Origin of the sequence: Rhizobium sp. BK212 (assembly GCF_014197475.1) — a bacterium.
GTDB lineage: Bacteria > Pseudomonadota > Alphaproteobacteria > Rhizobiales > Rhizobiaceae > Rhizobium > Rhizobium anhuiense.
Map to the genome: position 1 here is coordinate 201,685 of NZ_JACIFS010000009.1, position 16,425 is coordinate 218,109.

Below are 16,425 nucleotides of genomic sequence, written 5' to 3' on the forward strand. Positions count from 1 at the left end.
TAGCGCAAACAGGAGTCCTCATATCCCCTGCCGGCTACGGAATGGGTGATCGACTTCATTCGATCGCCACCTATGCGACCGACGTTCCGAGATCACCTTCGCTTTCGAGGGGAGTCTTTTTGTCGTGGCCACAGCCGACTAACAGCCGATAAGAAACTAATAAAAAGTTCCATTTTCGCCGCGCTTGGTACTTGTCTGCGCGATCGGGATAATGAATGCCGAAAGCGGACATCGCTGGCGACCAGCCCGGTTGTACGGGCTGCGCCCGGTAACTGCTCCGCCGCAAACGAAGCGGCGGAGCGTGATCTCCCAGGCAAGCGGCGTCAGGCTTTTTGCAGCCTCCAGGTCCTGACTTCGAACGGTATGATGTCGGCAGGTCCAATCCGCTCCATCGGCTCTTCGAGAATGTTCAGCGGCTGCGATGCCGCCCATCCGGAAGGCAGGCCGAGGGAGAGCCGGCCGCGCCGGCCGGCCGGTTCGTAGAGGCGCAGGATGAGGCCATCGCCTTCTTCCGCCGGCTTCAGGCCCGAGAAAGCGACGGGTGTGCCGTTGACGGTAAGCGGCGCGAAAGTGCCGGCGGAGAGGCCGCTGGCTTCGGCCGCGACGAGCGGCTGATTGAGATCGATCGCCTCGTCGAGAACACCGCCTTCATGCCAGGCACCCTCATGCGGCATCAGCGCATAGGTAAAGCTCTGCTCACCTTCATCGGCCAGCGGATCCGGATAGATCGGCCCGCGCACCAGGCTCATGCCGATCACATTGCCGCGGGCGCTATGGCCATATTTGGCATTGTTGAGCAGCGCGACGCCGAAGCCCGGCTCGCTGATATCGACGAAGCGATGGGCGACAGCCTCGAACATCGCCTGTTCCCAGGAGGTGTTCGTATGGGTTGCCCGCTCGACGACGCCGAAAGCGCATTCGAACGTCGCCTTCCGGGCCTGGACGGCGACCGGGTTCAGCGTACGCAGAAGGGTGCGGCGGTCGTGCCAGTCGATCGTCATTTCGATATCGAGCCGCCGGGCGTTGGCCGTCAGCACATAGGTCTGCGTGACGCTTGAATTCCGGTAGCGGTAAATGACGCGGATCGCTGCGCGGTGCGGGCCTTCTTCGACGAGGGCGATGCTCTCCGGCGCATCGAGGCGAATGGCCTTTTCGGCATAATCGGCATCGATGTCCCAGGCGTCCCAATTGCGCGGCTTGTCGGCCGGATAGACCCAGAGCTGATTTGCCGAGCCGTCGATCGCTTCCCGGCCCGTTGCCTTGTGGATGAGACTGACAACCGCGCCGTCCCCGCCGATGGCGACGGAGATGTGGTCGTTTTCGAGACGGTCGGAGCCTGCCCTCAGCCCGCCCGCCGGCTTGAGCGCACGCTTGTCGAAGACCGCGACGGACAAGGGGGCGACGAGATCGGCGGCCGCGACGACCGTGCCATCGGAGAGCGTTGTGCTGAGCGGCCTGGCCGCAAGAGACGGATTGACGACGACGAGGGCGTCTCCAACCCCGCCCTTCGGCAGATTGGCCGACAGCGCCTGCAATGACTTTGCCTGCTCGGCCTTGGCATGGTCGATGACCCCGCCCAGTTCCTGCTCGGCATCCTGATAGACTTCCCGGATGCTCGAGCCCGGCAGAATGTCGTGAAATTCGTTCTTCAACACTACGCGCCAATCGGCTTCGAGGCTTTGGGGCCGGCCTGCTCCGAGCATATGCGCCAGTGAAGCGATGGTTTCCGCGGTGATCAGCGCACGTTCGGCCTGGCGATGCTTGCGCTTGACGCCGCTTTGCGACGTCAGCGTGGCGCGGTGCAGTTCGAGATAGATTTCACCGTCCCACACGGGAAGGGTCTTTTCCCCGGCAGTGCGGTGCGCCTGCTCGTAATAGCTTTTGACGGTGCCCCAGCGTGCCTGCGGGATCGCTGGGAAATCGCGCAGCTGCACTTCGCGCTCGACCATTTCCGGCGTGACGCCGCCGCCGCCGTCGCCGTAGCCGACGGCCAGAAGCGACGTATCGTGCTGCGTCTTGCCGCGGAAATTCTTCCATGTCGGCACGAAGCAATCGGGCTGAACGAAGCCGTTGTAACCCTGCATCGGATTGTCGAACGTATGGGTCAGCACCCGGCTGCCGTCGAGCCCCTTCCACCAGAAGAGATCGGAGGGAATATGGTTGGTCTCGCTCCAATTGACCTTGATCGTGAAGAAGCTGTCGATGCCGCCCTGTCTCAGGATCTGCGGCAGGGCGCCGGAGAAGCCGAAGCAATCCGGCAGCCAGCAGACCGTATGGCGCGTGCCGAAGGTCTTCTCGAAATAACGCTGGCCGTAGAGAACCTGACGGGCGAGACTTTCGCCGGTCGGCATGTTCGTATCGGGTTCCACCCACATGCCGCCGACGGTTTCCCACTTACCTTCGGCGACCTTCTGCTTGATGCGCTCGAGAAGGTCCGGGTCTTCCTCTTCCATCTGCGCGTAATAATGGGCGGTCGATTGATTGAAACGGAAATCATCGGAGCGCTCCATCAGCGACAGCGCCGTATTGAAAGTGCGTCGCATTTTCCGCCGCGTCTCGCGATAGGGCCAGAGCCAGGCGAGATCGATATGCGCATGCCCCGTGAGCAGCAGTTCTCCATTCGGCGGAAAGCGCTTCTGCAGCTCCTTCAGCCGCGCCGTCAGAGCCTCGAAGGCCACGGCTGCCGAAGCGCTTTGCTCGTCCGTGAGGCCCGCCGGATTAGCTTCAAGCTCCGGCAGTTCCCAGATTTTCTGCTGCATGACCGCGCCTGACGTGCGGGAGATGTAAGCCGCCGTATCCGACGGCCAGTCGAGGCTGCGCAGCGCATCCTCGGCGGCATCCATCAGATGCGGCACGACTTCATGCTCGCCGAGCACCTCGATCGCCTCGGCAACCTGCTTCAACAAAAGATGCAGACGGTGAGCGGGACCGTCGAGCCAAATAAACCGGGCCTTGTTGAGCCGCGGAGCGCGATTGGGCTCGCCGAACGGAAAACGGGCGACGGTTTCCGTTGCGATTGAAAAGCGGCGGCCCTTCAGCGGGAATTCCTGATGATAGGGATCGAGACCGAATGTTTCCGTCTCGCCGTCGGGATAGCTCAGCGTAATCAGGCTCTCGCCACCGAGATCGAGCTGCAGGCGAATATCGTCGAGAGGCCACGCTTCGGGTACCTCGGCGGTTGCAGCAAAATGCACCACCCCCTGGCGGTGCGGCCAATCCTGGTGATGTGCGATCGGCTCGCCCTCGAAGGTCCAGCCGTCGATCGCAGCACTGTGTCGATCCCGCCAATGAGCGAGCTCGGCAATGCGGACTTTCAGGCGATCGAGACGCTGGGCAATGGTCAGAGGCATGGCTTATCCTGTTGAAAATCGACGGCGACAATCCGTGGTCATAGTTTGGGAGATGAAGATGGTGCGACCGGCATCGCGATTTGCCCGGTCTCCTCCTCCAAGCAATTCCGAGAGCTTTAGATTAAGTAACTTTGATTTCCCGTCAAGCCCGTAAGAAATTCATTGCGGTGGACGCAGGAGTGATACACAAGCTTCATGTAGCTCTAAGGACGGCGACCATGCGGTATCTTCGATCAGGGCCGCGTCGGCTTCAAACCCAGGACACGGGCGCCCCGCGTGCCAAAACAGTCGGTCTGCGATCCGGTGAAATCGCCGATCGAAACATTCGCGTCATCCTGGAAGCCATCCGCCGCCATGGTCCGCTGACGCGGATGGAGCTTGGCCGGCATTGCGGCCTGACCGGCCCGGGCATTACCAATATTCTCCGCCGATTGGCCGAGGAGAAGCTGGTCACCTCCAACCGCCGCCACGGTTCCGGCGGCGGAGCGACTGCGAGCGAATTTGCCCTGCGCCCGGAAGGCGCTTTCTCGATCGGCGTCAAGCTTCGCCACAGGCGCGGTGAGATCGTCCTCATCGATCTTAGCGGCCAGGTGCATGACAGGGTCTATTTCGGCCTGGATCCAGCAGACAAGGTCAAGCTGGTGCACGCGGCCGTCAGGGACATGGTCGATCGCCACGCGATATTGCCGATCATCGGCCTTGGCATCGCCGCCAACGACTGGACGGACGAACAAAGCGATCAAATCGCCGCCATGTCGACGATCGCGCATCCCTATGTCGAGAACGAGTGCACGGCGAGCCTTCTCGCCGAACGCACGATCGGCAGCTCCGCCAGGGAAGGCGGACTGGCGATGATCATCATCGATGACGACATTCAGGCCGGTTTTCTCATTCGCGGCATTCCTTATTCCGGCGTGCATGGCAGGGCGGGCAGCATCGGCGAAATGTTGACCGGCCCGGACAATGTTCAGCTGAACACCGTCGTCGGTTTCGAGTCACTGCGATCGCGGATCGGCGACCAGGACTTCACCCGCCTGCTGAAGGGCGAGGAAATCTCCTCGCCATCGCTGTCGCAATGGATACGGGAAGCCGCCGGCCATCTGCTCGATCCGATCATCGCCATGGCCGGCTTCCTTGCCCCGAGCGTCGTCTTGATCGGCAGCGATCTGCCGCAGGGCGTGATCGAAGCGCTGATCCATCAGCTTTCGATCGAGCGCCGCGACACCTCCACGAGACCGTTGCTGACACCCTGGATTTCGCCGATGAAACCGGCGAGCTTCAGCGGCGGCGGCGTTGCGCTGGGGGCTGCCCTCCTGCCCTTCCTCAACACTTTGCTGCTGCCGCCGGCTTCCGCTTGAGAGCCGGCTCAGCCGAGCGCTTCATCGGTGTGGCTAAGATCGGAGGCCAGCGCCTTATCCAGGACTTTCTGGATATTGGCGGCGCGGCGGAAGGACGGTTCCTGCGTCCTGCCCGCCCGCACGGCTTGGACGAAACGCTGGTAATTCGTCTCGACCGGATCGAACGGCACGTCGCGCCAGGTCGCCGTGTGCACGTCTTCGCCGAGGCAGGCGCGAAGCGTCGACTTTCCGGTATCGTAAATCATCTCGATCGAGCCGGTTTCGCCATAGACCCGGAGGCGCAGCTGATCCATCTGCCCGGCCGCCGTGCGCGTCGCCTGGATCGTTCCGATCGCGCCATTGGTGAAATCGACATTCATCGTGAAGCTATCATTGGCGTCTAGATCATATTCGCCGATCTTGTGCCCCGGCGCCTTGTCGAAGGTTTTCAGTCGCGCGAAGACATGGGCGACGTCGAGGCCGGAACCGTAGGAGGCGAAATCGACGATATGGATGCCGATATCGCCGAGCGCGCCGTTCGATCCATGCTTCTTGCTCAGCCGCCACAGCCATTTGCTTTCGCTCTTCCAATCGCCCCAGTGACGGCCGACCAGCCAGCTTTGCAGATGGGACGCCTCGACGTGGCGCACGTCCCCTATTTCGCCGGCGAGCACCATCTGCCGGCCTTTTTGGAGGGCGGGCGAGTTGCGATAGGTGAAATTGACCATGCCGACCTTGCCCGATCGTTCGATCGCCTCGGTCATCTCCATCGCCTTGACCGCATCGGTGGCGAGCGGCTTTTCGCAGAAGACATGCTTGCCGGCGGCGATCGCCTCAAGCGTCGTCGGGTGGTGGATGCTATCAGGCGTGACGTTCGCCACCGCATCGAACTCGCCCCAGGCGAGCGCCTCTTCGAGAGACGTGAAATGGTTGGCGATGCCATGTTCGGGGCAGAAGGCGGCGAGCCTTTCCGGGACGACGTCGACGCCGCCCACGACGCTGACGCCTTCGATCGCCTTGAAGTTGGCGGCATGCTGGTTGGCCATGCCGCCGGTACCGAGAATGAGTAAACGCATCTTATCCTCCCTTGGCGCGTCCTATCGGACGCGGGTGTGTCAGAGCTGATTCCGGCAGCGCGGCCGGGCAAAATCGCACTCCTGCCATCGCGGCCATCCGCGATCGCCTCGTCCTCTTCTTCAGGAAAATTTCGGTCGATGCGCCATGCGCCCGACAGCACGCTCCATCGCTTTAATGGCGCGGATCCTTTTCCAGAAATCGATCTCGATTTTCGGAAATTATGCGCTAGCTGCTGTTGATTGTCGCCAGCATCTCAACCTCCCAGGCTCTGGCCTTCCAAGCTGTGGCTTGACATCAAATCAAAGTAACTTAATCTAATTAATGCAGCACGGAATTGAGGAGAGGTCAACCGACCGCCAGGCTGTATTCGTTCAAATGGGGAGGAGACCCATCATGAAGAGCGCCACCGTCAGCGCATTTGCGCTGAGCACAATGTTATTTTCAGCATCCACGTCATTTGCCCAGGAACTTGCCACCAAGGACAGGATCGGCCTTGCCGATGCGCCAAAATCCCTCGTCGTCCGCCTGACGAACGATAGTCCGAACAATTCGGATCCGGCCATCGCCGAGGGCTATCAGAAGCTCTTCGTCGATTTCATCAAGAAGCATCCCGACTGGAAATTGCAGATGCAGTTCATGTCGTCGGATATCGGCACGGAACAGGCCAAGATGCTGGAGCAGGCCAAGGCCGGCAACGCGCCCGACTGCGCCGCGGTCGACTCCTTCGTGCTCTCGCAGTTCATGGTCAATCACGTGCTGGCGGACTTCACGCCGTATTTTTCGAAGGAGGAAGTGGACGACCTCTTCCCCTTCATCCGCAGCGGCATCACCGATAAGGACCAGACGGTCCGCGCATGGTGGTGGGATACCGATCTTCGTGTGCTCTACCGCAACAAGTCGATTGTATCAGATGCGCCGCAGACCTGGGACGACCTGAAAAAGGCTGCGCTCGCCTCCACCAAGGAAGGCATGGAAGGCGTTCTCTTCAACGGCGGACGCTGGGAAGGTACGACCTTCGACTGGCTGGCGAACTATTGGGCGCTGGGCGGCAAGCTCGTCGACGATAGCGGCAAGCCTGTGTTCGGCGAAGGCGAGAACAAGGAGAAATTCCTGAAGGCGCTGAATTATTTCAAGGATCTCGTCGATTCCGGCGCCGCGCCCAAACGCGTCACCACGATCGCGAATTATGACGACATGAATGCTGCGGCGGCAGCGGGAACGACGGCGCTCTTCATCGGCGGCAACTGGCAATATGCGCAGCTGAAGACGACGCTTGAAGAAGACGAGTTCAAGAATTGGACCTTCTCACCGATCCCCGGCCCCGCGGCCGATCAACTCTCGACCGGCACGGGCGGCTGGACGATCGCCTCCTTCAGCAAGGACAAGGACAAGATCGAGATGTGCGCAAACCTCGCACGCGAGGTCTATATGGGGCCGGCAAATGCGCTGCAGCAGCAGCTGCCGACCAGAAAATCGCTCTTCGACAAGTATGAGGTCTTCTCCACCGAAGCCAACAAGACCTTCGCCAAGGCTCTGGTCGACGGCCAGGCGCGCCCCGGCGTACCGATCTATCCCGAGATCTCCAACCAGATCCAGATCATGATGGGCGACGTGCTCTCGGGGACCAAGACGCCGGAAGACGCTTTGAATGCCGCCTTCAACGCCGCATTGGAGGCCTACAAGCGGCTGTAGTGCCGGGCGTCCGTGACGCTTCCAATCGCGACGGCGCCTGCCCTCAGGCGCCGTCGACATTGCCAACCCGGACAGAGAGGCCCAATGAGCCCCATTGCCATCGAGGCTGACAGCCCGCCTCAAAGCAGAACGTTCATGCGTCGTTTCGCCGGCGCGCCCCTGCCCTGGATCATGCCCGTGATCGTCGTCATCGGCATCTTCTACCTCTATCCCGTCATCGACGTTTTCCGACTCTCCTTCACCAATGCGACGCTGATCGGCGACAATCAGGAATATACGCTCGGGTCGATCACCAATGCGCTGAGCTCGCCGCAGCTGCCCGACATTCTCTGGGCAACCCTGATCTTCGTCGGCGGCAGCGTGATCGGCCAGCAGATCCTGGGCCTTGCGGTCGCCGTCACGGTCATTCGCGGCGAAAAGCGCGGCCTGTTCGGCACCACCATCCTGAGGACGACAGCGCTCGTCGCCTGGGTCGTGCCGGGTATTGCCGGCGGCATCATCTGGCAGATGCTCTTTTCCGAAGCGCCTTACGGCGCGCTGAACAGCATATTGCGGCTGATGCATCTGCCTGTTGTCGCCTGGCTTTCCGATCCGGCCATGGCGCCATGGTCGACGCTGATATCGAACATCTGGCGCGGCACGGCCTTTTCGATGGTCGTCATGTATGCGGCACTGAAGGCGATCGATCCCTCGCTCTACGAAGCGGCGGAGGTGGACGGCGCAACCGCATCGCAGCAGTTCTTCTTCGTCACGCTTCCGCAGCTGCGCGCCGCAATCCTCGTCAACATGATCCTCATCACCATCCAGACCGTGAATACTTTCGATGCGATCATCACGCTGACAGGCGGCGGACCGGGGCGCGCGACCGAGGTGATCTCGCTCTACGTCTTCAATATCGTCTTCAGAAACTACGACCTCTCCGGCGGCAGCGTGCTTTCCGTGCTTATGTTGATCATCAGCCTCGGACTTGCCTTCGTCTACGCGTCATTCCTGCCGAAGGAGGAAGAGCAATGAGCGGACGGACAGGAACGCGGCTCGGCGATTTCTTCAGCTATCTGTTCATGCTGGCGATGTTCGTATTCTTCGCCGGGCCCCTCACCTATCTCTTGTCGATGGCGATGCGTGACAAGCGCGAGATCTATCGCGGCGTGGCGCGGTATATTCCGAACAATCCCACCATCGACAATTTCATCACCGTCCTGAACAACAGCTATTTTCCGCTCTATCTCTGGAACGGCCTCAAGCTTGCAGCCTTGAGCGGCTTCGGCGTGCTGATCGTGGCATTGCCCGCAGCCTACGCCTTTTCCCGGTTTCAATTCCGCGGCAAAGGCCTGTCGATGATGGCGCTGCTTCTCTTCCAGATGATCTCGCCGCTTGTCATCATGGTGCCACTCTACCGCTACATGAACCGGCTCGGCCTGCTGGATACGCATTTTGCCGTCGTCATGGTCTATATCGCGCTCGGCGTTCCGCTGGCGACATGGCTCTTGAAGAGCACGGTCGACGGCATCCCGCGCAGCCTCGACGAAGCCGCCATGATCGACGGCTGCAACAGGTTTTCGGTGTTCTGGCGCATCATCCTGCCGTTGTCGGCGCCGGGCATCGCCTCGGTCTTCATCATCACGGTAATTGCCGGCTGGTCGCAATTCCTGGTGCCTTTCCTGCTGCTCACGAAAAATGACCTGATGCCGATCGGCGTCGGAATCTTTAACTTCCGCGGCATGCAAACCGACTCGTCCATTCAACTGCTTGCCGCCGCCTGCCTGATCTCGGTCGTTCCGGCGATCGTGGCCTTTCTGTCGCTGCAGCGGCTGATCCTCGGCGCGATGACCAGCGGCGCCGTCAAGGGATGAGGGTCGGTTCTGTCTCCATGCGCGATGAAGGATTTGACCCGATGAACCAGACACTCGGCGCCAGGCTGTCCCCGGATCTGACCGGCGCCAATGTCGAAGATGCCGGCGAGCATAACAGGGCGGTCGTCCTGCGCTGCATCCATCGCCAGGCGCCGATTTCGCGCGCCGAAATCGCCAGGCGGACGGGTTTTACCAAACCGGCGATCGCCCGGATCGTCGATCGCCTGCTGGACGAAGGCCTGATCATGGAAGCCCGCCGGCGACACGGCCTGCGCGGCCAGCCGGCAATCGAACTCGAGATCAATCCGGATGCCTGTTTTGCCATCGGCATCAACATCGATCGCGACCATCTGACGATCTTGGCCGTTGATGCCGTCGGCAATGTCCGTGCCCGCGTGCATCACGAAAAGCGCTTCATCCTGCCGGCGGAATTCCTGCAGCTCACCGCCGATGCGATTTCGCATTTCCAGCGCAGCCGCCTGATCGACGACGCGCGCCTGGCCGGTATCGGTCTCGCCATGCCGGATTGGCTCGGCGAGATTTCGCTCCTCGGCAAGCCCGACACCTATCAGGAATGGACTTCATTCGATGTGCGCGCTGCTTTGGAGAACCTGACGCAGCATCCTGTCTTCATCGAAAACGAAGCCAATGCCGCGGCCCTTGCCGAACTCGATTACGGATTGGGTGCTGAAAGCAGCAGCTTCTTCTACATCGCCATCAATGCCTGCCCGGGCGGAGGCCTGGTGCTTGACGGCAACGGTCATCGCGGCGCCATGGGCCTCAGCGGCGAGATCGGCTGGCTCCCAATTGCCGATGACCGGGACGAGAAGGCACACAAGGTCCAGCTTCTCGGCGAGATATTCTCGCTGTTTTTCCTCTATGATTTTCTTGCCCGGCACGGCGTCGAGGTCAGCGTTCCCCACGATCTGCTGACGCTGGATGCACAGGGCAGGCGCCTGGTTTCACAGTGGCTGAAGGAAATGAGCGCGCATCTGGCCGTCGCCGTCAAGCATATCGGCATGATCGTCGATCCCGATGCCGTCCTTGTCGGCGGCCGGCTGCCGATCCGTATCGTCGACGAGCTGCTGCGGTATGTGCACGAGCATCTCGACGCCGAGGACACCAACCTTCCCTCGCTTCACCGTGCCTCGCTCGGAGAGGATGCTTCGGCCATGGGGGCGGCGGTCATGCCGATGGCGGCGGCCCTGATGCTCGCATCGGCCGATGCTGCTCAACGCACACGTTCGCCACTCAAGAATATGGATCGCCTGAACAATTGAAACGGCCAGCTAGGCCCCAGGGATTTTGGTGAAGATCGGAGAACTTTGGTGAAGATCGGCTTTTACACCTCGACATTCAGTGATCGTCCCCTGGAAGAAGTCGTGGATTTCGCCGCGTCGGCCGGTTTCGACGCAATCGAGATCGATGTCGGCGGCCATATCAAGACACCCGACCAGGTGACGGGCGCCGTCGCGCTTGCACGCGGCCGCGGCCTCTTCGTGTCGTCGATCACCTATTTCGGCAACCAGCTCGATGCCGACCGGACAAGACGCCAGGAACTTCGAGCAAAGACCACCGAATTTGCCAGTGCGATTGGAGAAGCGGACGTTCCGATCTTCGTGATCTTCCCGGGCCGTGACGACACGGCCAGCGACGAAGCCAATTATGATGACTTCGCCGAATTCGCAAACCGGCTGATTGCGCAGACGCAATCGAGCGGCCTCACCTTCGCGATCGAGAACTGGCCGGGTCCGAAGGACAATTTCATCGGCACGACACCGAAAGGGTGGCAGGAGCTTTTTCGGCGGATCGACAATCCCCGCTTCGGCCTGGAATTCGATCCCTCGCACCTCATCCGCATCGGCGTCGATCCCTATCAGGCGATGGAGGCGGTGAAGGATCGCATTGCCATCCTTCATGCCAAGGACACGGCCATCGATCCGGAGATACTGCAGGCTGTCGGCTATCACGGCAAAGGCTGGTGGCAATACAAGCTGCCCGGGCTCGGCCTCATCGATTGGCCGAGGTTCCTGCGCCAGGCGCGTGGCTCCGGCTTCGATGGCACGCTGTCCATAGAACACGAGGATGCCGCCTATGGCTGGCCAGGCAAGGACTTAGCCGCGCGAAAAGAGGGCGAGCGCTTCGGGCTCGATTATTTGAGAAATGTCCTGAACGGACTTTGACGGCAATTTCGGGAGGACTGTTATGGCCCATGTTTCGGTCAACAATGCGCGCAAGGACTACGGTGCGTTCAAAGCCATCAAAGGCGTATCGGTCGACATCGGCGACGGCGAGTTCGTCGTGCTGGTCGGCCCCTCGGGCTGCGGCAAATCCACGCTTCTGCGAATGATCGCAGGTCTCGAGGGCATCACTTCAGGGCAGATTCAGATCGGCAAGCATATCGTCAACGAGCTTGCGCCCAAGGATCGGGATATCGCCATGGTGTTCCAGAATTACGCGCTCTACCCGCACATGACCGTCGCGAAGAACATGGGCTTTTCGTTGCGGCTGAAACGAATGCCAAGGACGGAGATCGACCAGCGGGTCGGCAATGCCGCCAAGATCCTCGGTCTCGAGAGCCTTCTGGAAAGATATCCGAAACAGCTGTCCGGCGGCCAGAGGCAGCGGGTGGCGATGGGGCGGGCAATCGTGCGGGATCCGGCCGTCTTCCTGTTCGACGAGCCTTTGTCGAACCTCGACGCCAAACTCAGGGTGCAGATGCGCTCGGAGATCAAGGAACTGCATCAACGGCTGCAGACGACGACCATCTATGTCACCCATGATCAGATCGAAGCCATGACCATGGCCGACAAGATCGTCGTCATGAAGGATGGGCTGATCGAGCAGTCAGGCTCTCCGCTGGAATTGTACGATCGTCCGAACAACCTTTTCGTTGCCGGCTTCATCGGCTCCCCGGCGATGAATTTCATCGCGGGCAAGATGACGGAAGACGGGTTTCGAACTGCCGACGGCCTGCTGCTGCCGAGCGAGCGACGTCCGCCCGCAGCCGTGACCTACGGCATTCGTCCCGAGCATATCCAGTTGGACCCTGGCGGGATCGCGGTCACGACGGTGGTCGTCGAGCCCACGGGTTCTGAGACGCTGGTCATCGTCCGGCTGGGAACGCAGACGCTGACCTGCGTCTTCCGGGAACGGATCAGGGCGGCACCCGGCGAGGTGCTGAGGATTGCGCCGATCCACGATGCGGTTCACTTGTTCGCCGCAGACGAACAGCGGATCACGTCAGGCGAAGCCGCGCTGAACTGACCCGGCCGATTGCCCCCTCCCCTTCGGCCGGGCTTCGGTCGGGGGCGCGTTTTCCGCGCCCCCGACCCCGAATGCGCTCAAGCTGCGTCGCGATAGGTCCGCGTGTTGGCCTGCGCCCTGCCCAATTCGGTAACCCAACAGAACGCGGCGATGGTGGAGGAAACCGCGGCCGCCGGCCGCACACAGATATTATTCGCCGCGGAATACGATACTGTTCTATCGATCTCGTAGGATCGCCTTGCGCAAAAACGCGCAATGACTGCAGCCAGATATGGGGTGCTCTAGCTGACGGCGTTCCTTTTGCCGAGGAGGGCCGCGCGGATCTGTTCGCTTTTGCTCAACAGGGGAGCGGGAACCGGTGCTGCCTGCTCTGGTGCGTCGGCTTTGCCGCTGATCTGTTTGAGACTCAGGAAACGTTTTTGCGCGACCAGCCGGTCTTCGGGTGACAGTGGCTCGACGGGTTCGCCGTCAAGGCTATGGCGCATGGAATCGGGCTGGGCGCTGGCGAAATAGTAGCGCCGGCAGTGGACATAGGCCGCGGTCGCTCGCCGCAGGGTCGTGACGCCGGCATCGGGCTTCAGGAGCGGACGGAGCTCGTTGAAAAGACCGACGGCAAAGGGACGGATCGGATCTCCCGACTTGGCCGGAAGGACGCCGACCGGCCGGATCAACAGCATGTTGATCGCGTTTGCCTTCTCCACGTCGAGCTCGGTTGCCGCAATCGGTCCGCGGCTGATCTTCCAGGGCTTGTCCATGCGTCCTCCATGTAACGTCCATAGCGACCGACTGTGATGGTATCTTGACGGACAGGGCGAGTAACGGAAGTCGCACATCGTCGGTTCCACTGCAAGCCGGTGAGGAGCGGTATGGGAGCCCGTGTGGTGAAATGGCGTTTCCGGGGTCGATATCGCCTGGTGTCATCGGCTGCCGTTGCATCTAATCGTTTTTATCGAGAAATATGCATTGACCTGTCACATCGATTACACTTCATATCCGCGCCCAAGATGGAGTGACCGGCCGCGGGGAGGATATATGCGGGTTTTCTCGAGTATTGACGAGCTGCGCCACACGCTCGATGCACTGAAGCGGCAGGGGCGAACCGTCGGCCTCGTTCCGACGATGGGCTATCTCCATGCCGGTCATATGGAGCTCGTCGCGCGTGCGCGCGCTGAGAACGACATCGTCGTCGTCTCGATTTTCGTCAATCCACTGCAGTTCGCCCCGGCGGAAGACCTCAGCAAATATCCGCGCGATCTGGAACGCGATGCCGCCATGCTGAAACAGGCCGGCGTCAATTTCCTCTTTTCGCCTGGCGTCGAGGACATGTATCCCCGCCCGATGCTGACTGTCGTCGACGTTCCCGATCTCGGCTGCGAACTCGAGGGGGCGGTACGCCCCGGGCATTTTGCCGGCGTCGCCACTGTCGTCTGCAAGCTTTTCAACATCGTGCAGCCGCAGACCGCCTATTTCGGAGAGAAGGATTACCAGCAAGTCGTCATCATCAAGCGCATGGTGGACGATCTGGCCGTGCCGGTGCGGGTAATATCGGTGCCGACGGTCAGGGACGCCGACGGCCTCGCCTTGTCGTCGCGCAACGTCTATCTCAGCGCAGCGGAGCGGCGTGCCGCCGTAATCGTTCCTCAGACCCTCGACGAGGCGGAGCGTCTGGTCGCCGGCGGCCTTACCGATCCGGGGAAGCTCGAGGCCAAGCTCACGGCGTTTCTCAATCGCGAGCCTCTGGCAAAGCCGGAGGTCGTCGCCGTCAGGGATGCCTCGACACTGCAGCCGGTCACGTCGATTGCGGAACCCGTCGTCATCGCACTCTTCGTTCGGGTCGGCTCGACACGGCTTCTCGACAACAGGGTTATCGGTGACAACAGGATTGCCGGGGGCAACAGGGTCGCCGGGGGCAACCGCATTATCGGCGGGCGGAGCTTGCCGGGAAAGGGAGTGGCCAGATGAGCGCCGCCGGAATTCAGAAGCGCCTTACGCCAGCCCGGATCTTGGCGATGAAGGGCGGCAAGCCGATCGTCTGCCTGACCGCCTATACGACGCCGATGGCGCGGCTGCTCGATGAGCATTGCGATCTCCTGCTGGTCGGGGATTCACTCGGCATGGTGCTCTACGGCATGGAGACCACCATCGGCGTCACGCTCGACATGATGATCGCGCACGGCAAGGCGGTGATGCGCGGCGTCGGCAAGGCCTGCGTCGTCGTCGACATGCCGTTCGGCAGTTATCAGGAATCGAAAGAGGTCGCCTTCCGCAATGCCGTCCGAATCCTGCAGGAAACCGGCTGCGATGCCGTCAAGCTGGAGGGCGGCGAGGAGATGGCCGAGACCATCGCCTTTCTGACGAAGCGGGGTGTCCCGGTCATGGGGCATATCGGTCTGATGCCGCAGCAGGTCCAGACCGCAGGTGGCTATCGTTCCGTCGGCCATTCCGAACACGAGACGTCGAAGATCCGGCGCGACGCACACGCCATCGGCGGCTCGGGCGCCTTTGCAGTCGTCATCGAGGGCACGGTGGAGCCGCTCGCCCGCGAGGTAACGGCCGCCATGCACATACCGAGCATCGGTATCGGCGCCTCTTCGGCCTGCGACGGCCAGGTTCTGGTCTCCGACGACATTCTCGGGCTCTTCAACGATTTCACCCCGCGTTTCGTCAAGCGCTACGACGAACTGGGCAAGAGGATCGCGGCGGCCGCCGCTGCTTATGCGGACGAAGTCCGGTCGCGACAGTTTCCGGCAGCCGAGCATACATTCAAGCGGCGGCCCTGAAGCGAGCCGCCCGGCCCATCAGCGGACGATAGACTGTTCGCGCATCGTCTCGGCCGACCGGCGGACCGCCTCGGAAACCTGCAGCAGCTGTTTGGCCATCGGTGTCGAATTGCGCCAGACCATGCCAATCGTGCGCGACGGCTGCGGAGACGGGAATCGGGAAATCGACACACGCGCCGAGCGTGTTTCCACCGGAACGGCCATCTCCGGAATCAAGGTGATGCCGATGCCGGCACTGACCATCTGCACCAGAGTGGAAAGCGAACTGCCTTCCATGACTTCGCGGGGCCGAGCCGCCCCTATCTTGCAGAAAGACAGGGCCTGATCGCGGAAACAGTGGCCTTCCTCGAGCAGCAGCAACCGCATTTCGCGCAGCGCCTCGCGTTCCGGCACCGGTTTGCCCTCGTCCTCATGTCGCCTGACCAGCACGAACTCTTCCTTGAAGAGCTCGAGTTCCGTGAGGGAGGGTTCCGACACCGGCAGCGCAACGATCGCCATATCCAGCTGACCCTGCGCCAGTTCCTGAACCAGCTTCGCCGTCTGCGTCTCGCGCACCTCGATCTGGATGCCGGCGAAGGTCCTGTTCAGGTCGTTGATGATGACAGGCAGCAGATAAGGTGCGATCGTCGGTATGATGCCGATGCGCAGCCGCGTCAGGAAGGAATTGCGCGAGGCGCGCGCCAGCTCCCCAAGCTCGTCGACGGCGCGCAGGATATCGCGGACCCGCAGCGCGAAGGTCTGGCCGAACGGAGTGAGCTTCACCTCGCGCGCACTGCGCTCGAAGAGCTCGTTGCCCAACTCTTGCTCAAGTTCTTTGATCTGCATTGAGAGCGCAGGCTGGGAGATGGCACAGGCGTCGGCAGCACGTCGGAAGCGGCCATCCCTTGCCAGGGCTTCAAAATAACGCAGCTGTTTCAGGGTAAGATTCTTCATAAGCTCAGCTTATCGCAACGATCAGTAAATCCAACTTAAAATTATTAAACGCTTCCGATATGAAGACTGCAGGGGAGAGAGCGGGCGCCGGCTCGGCTCATCTTTTTCGACGGGCAGACAAATCAAGCAATGAAGG

13 protein-coding genes are annotated in these 16,425 nt (G+C 61.3%); 9 read left to right on the top strand and 4 right to left on the bottom strand.

Annotated features, from left to right (window positions below; genetic code table 11):
- Positions 1–323: 323 nt before the first annotated feature.
- On the bottom strand, positions 324–3,350 hold the full coding sequence (locus FHT79_RS25500; protein WP_183904416.1) for a glycoside hydrolase family 38 C-terminal domain-containing protein: 3,027 nt from the start codon (positions 3,348–3,350) through the stop codon (positions 324–326).
- Positions 3,351–3,568: 218 nt separating this feature from the next.
- On the opposite strand from FHT79_RS25500, the gene FHT79_RS25505 reads away from it, so the two are divergent.
- Entirely contained in the window at positions 3,569–4,708 is a 1,140-nt protein-coding gene (locus FHT79_RS25505; protein ID WP_183904417.1) for an ROK family transcriptional regulator, read from the top strand.
- Between the two features lie 8 nt (positions 4,709–4,716).
- Here FHT79_RS25505 and FHT79_RS25510 read toward each other — a convergent pair whose 3' ends face one another.
- Positions 4,717–5,763: a Gfo/Idh/MocA family oxidoreductase gene (locus FHT79_RS25510; RefSeq protein ID WP_183904418.1), complete on the bottom strand. Its 1,047-nt coding sequence runs from the start codon at positions 5,761–5,763 to the stop codon at positions 4,717–4,719.
- A 394-nt stretch (positions 5,764–6,157) separates the two neighbouring features.
- On the opposite strand from FHT79_RS25510, the gene FHT79_RS25515 reads away from it, so the two are divergent.
- The 6 genes from FHT79_RS25515 to ugpC all read left to right on the top strand — a co-directional run bounded on the left by FHT79_RS25515 (position 6,158) and on the right by ugpC (position 12,576).
- The gene (locus FHT79_RS25515) at positions 6,158–7,456 is read left to right on the top strand and encodes an extracellular solute-binding protein (RefSeq protein WP_047616940.1); all 1,299 of its coding nucleotides are present in this window, start codon (positions 6,158–6,160) and stop codon (positions 7,454–7,456) included.
- Between the two features lie 84 nt (positions 7,457–7,540).
- A complete protein-coding gene (locus FHT79_RS25520) occupies positions 7,541–8,470 on the top strand; it encodes a sugar ABC transporter permease (protein WP_047616681.1) in 930 nt (309 codons plus the stop codon).
- Positions 8,467–9,309, top strand: a complete 843-nt coding sequence (locus tag FHT79_RS25525) for a carbohydrate ABC transporter permease (RefSeq protein ID WP_063474038.1) — start codon at positions 8,467–8,469, stop codon at positions 9,307–9,309. Before FHT79_RS25520 ends, FHT79_RS25525 begins: the two co-directional genes overlap by 4 nt.
- Positions 9,310–9,350: 41 nt before the next feature.
- Positions 9,351–10,589 carry an ROK family transcriptional regulator gene (locus tag FHT79_RS25530; RefSeq protein ID WP_047616977.1) on the top strand — a complete coding sequence of 413 codons (1,239 nt, stop codon included), beginning with the start codon at positions 9,351–9,353 and terminating at the stop codon, positions 10,587–10,589.
- 48 nt (positions 10,590–10,637) lie between these two features.
- Positions 10,638–11,492, top strand: coding sequence for a sugar phosphate isomerase/epimerase (locus FHT79_RS25535; RefSeq protein ID WP_097543305.1), 855 nt, complete (start codon positions 10,638–10,640; stop codon positions 11,490–11,492).
- A gap of 22 nt (positions 11,493–11,514) precedes the next feature.
- The gene (gene ugpC / locus FHT79_RS25540) at positions 11,515–12,576 is read left to right on the top strand and encodes a sn-glycerol-3-phosphate ABC transporter ATP-binding protein UgpC (RefSeq protein WP_097543304.1); all 1,062 of its coding nucleotides are present in this window, start codon (positions 11,515–11,517) and stop codon (positions 12,574–12,576) included.
- 281 nt (positions 12,577–12,857) lie between these two features.
- Here ugpC and FHT79_RS25545 read toward each other — a convergent pair whose 3' ends face one another.
- The gene (locus tag FHT79_RS25545) at positions 12,858–13,331 is read right to left on the bottom strand and encodes a ProQ/FINO family protein (protein ID WP_097543303.1); all 474 of its coding nucleotides are present in this window, start codon (positions 13,329–13,331) and stop codon (positions 12,858–12,860) included.
- Between the two features lie 277 nt (positions 13,332–13,608).
- Between FHT79_RS25545 and panC the strand changes: the two genes are divergently transcribed.
- Positions 13,609–14,538 carry a pantoate--beta-alanine ligase gene (gene panC, locus FHT79_RS25550; RefSeq protein WP_063474035.1) on the top strand — a complete coding sequence of 310 codons (930 nt, stop codon included), beginning with the start codon at positions 13,609–13,611 and terminating at the stop codon, positions 14,536–14,538.
- Positions 14,535–15,356 carry a 3-methyl-2-oxobutanoate hydroxymethyltransferase gene (gene panB, locus FHT79_RS25555; RefSeq protein ID WP_047616670.1) on the top strand — a complete coding sequence of 274 codons (822 nt, stop codon included), beginning with the start codon at positions 14,535–14,537 and terminating at the stop codon, positions 15,354–15,356. Before panC ends, panB begins: the two co-directional genes overlap by 4 nt.
- Positions 15,357–15,374: 18 nt before the next feature.
- On the opposite strand, the gene FHT79_RS25560 is transcribed toward panB, so the two are convergent.
- The gene (locus FHT79_RS25560; RefSeq protein WP_047616668.1) at positions 15,375–16,289 is read right to left on the bottom strand and encodes a hydrogen peroxide-inducible genes activator; all 915 of its coding nucleotides are present in this window, start codon (positions 16,287–16,289) and stop codon (positions 15,375–15,377) included.
- Positions 16,290–16,425: the final 136 nt, after the last annotated feature.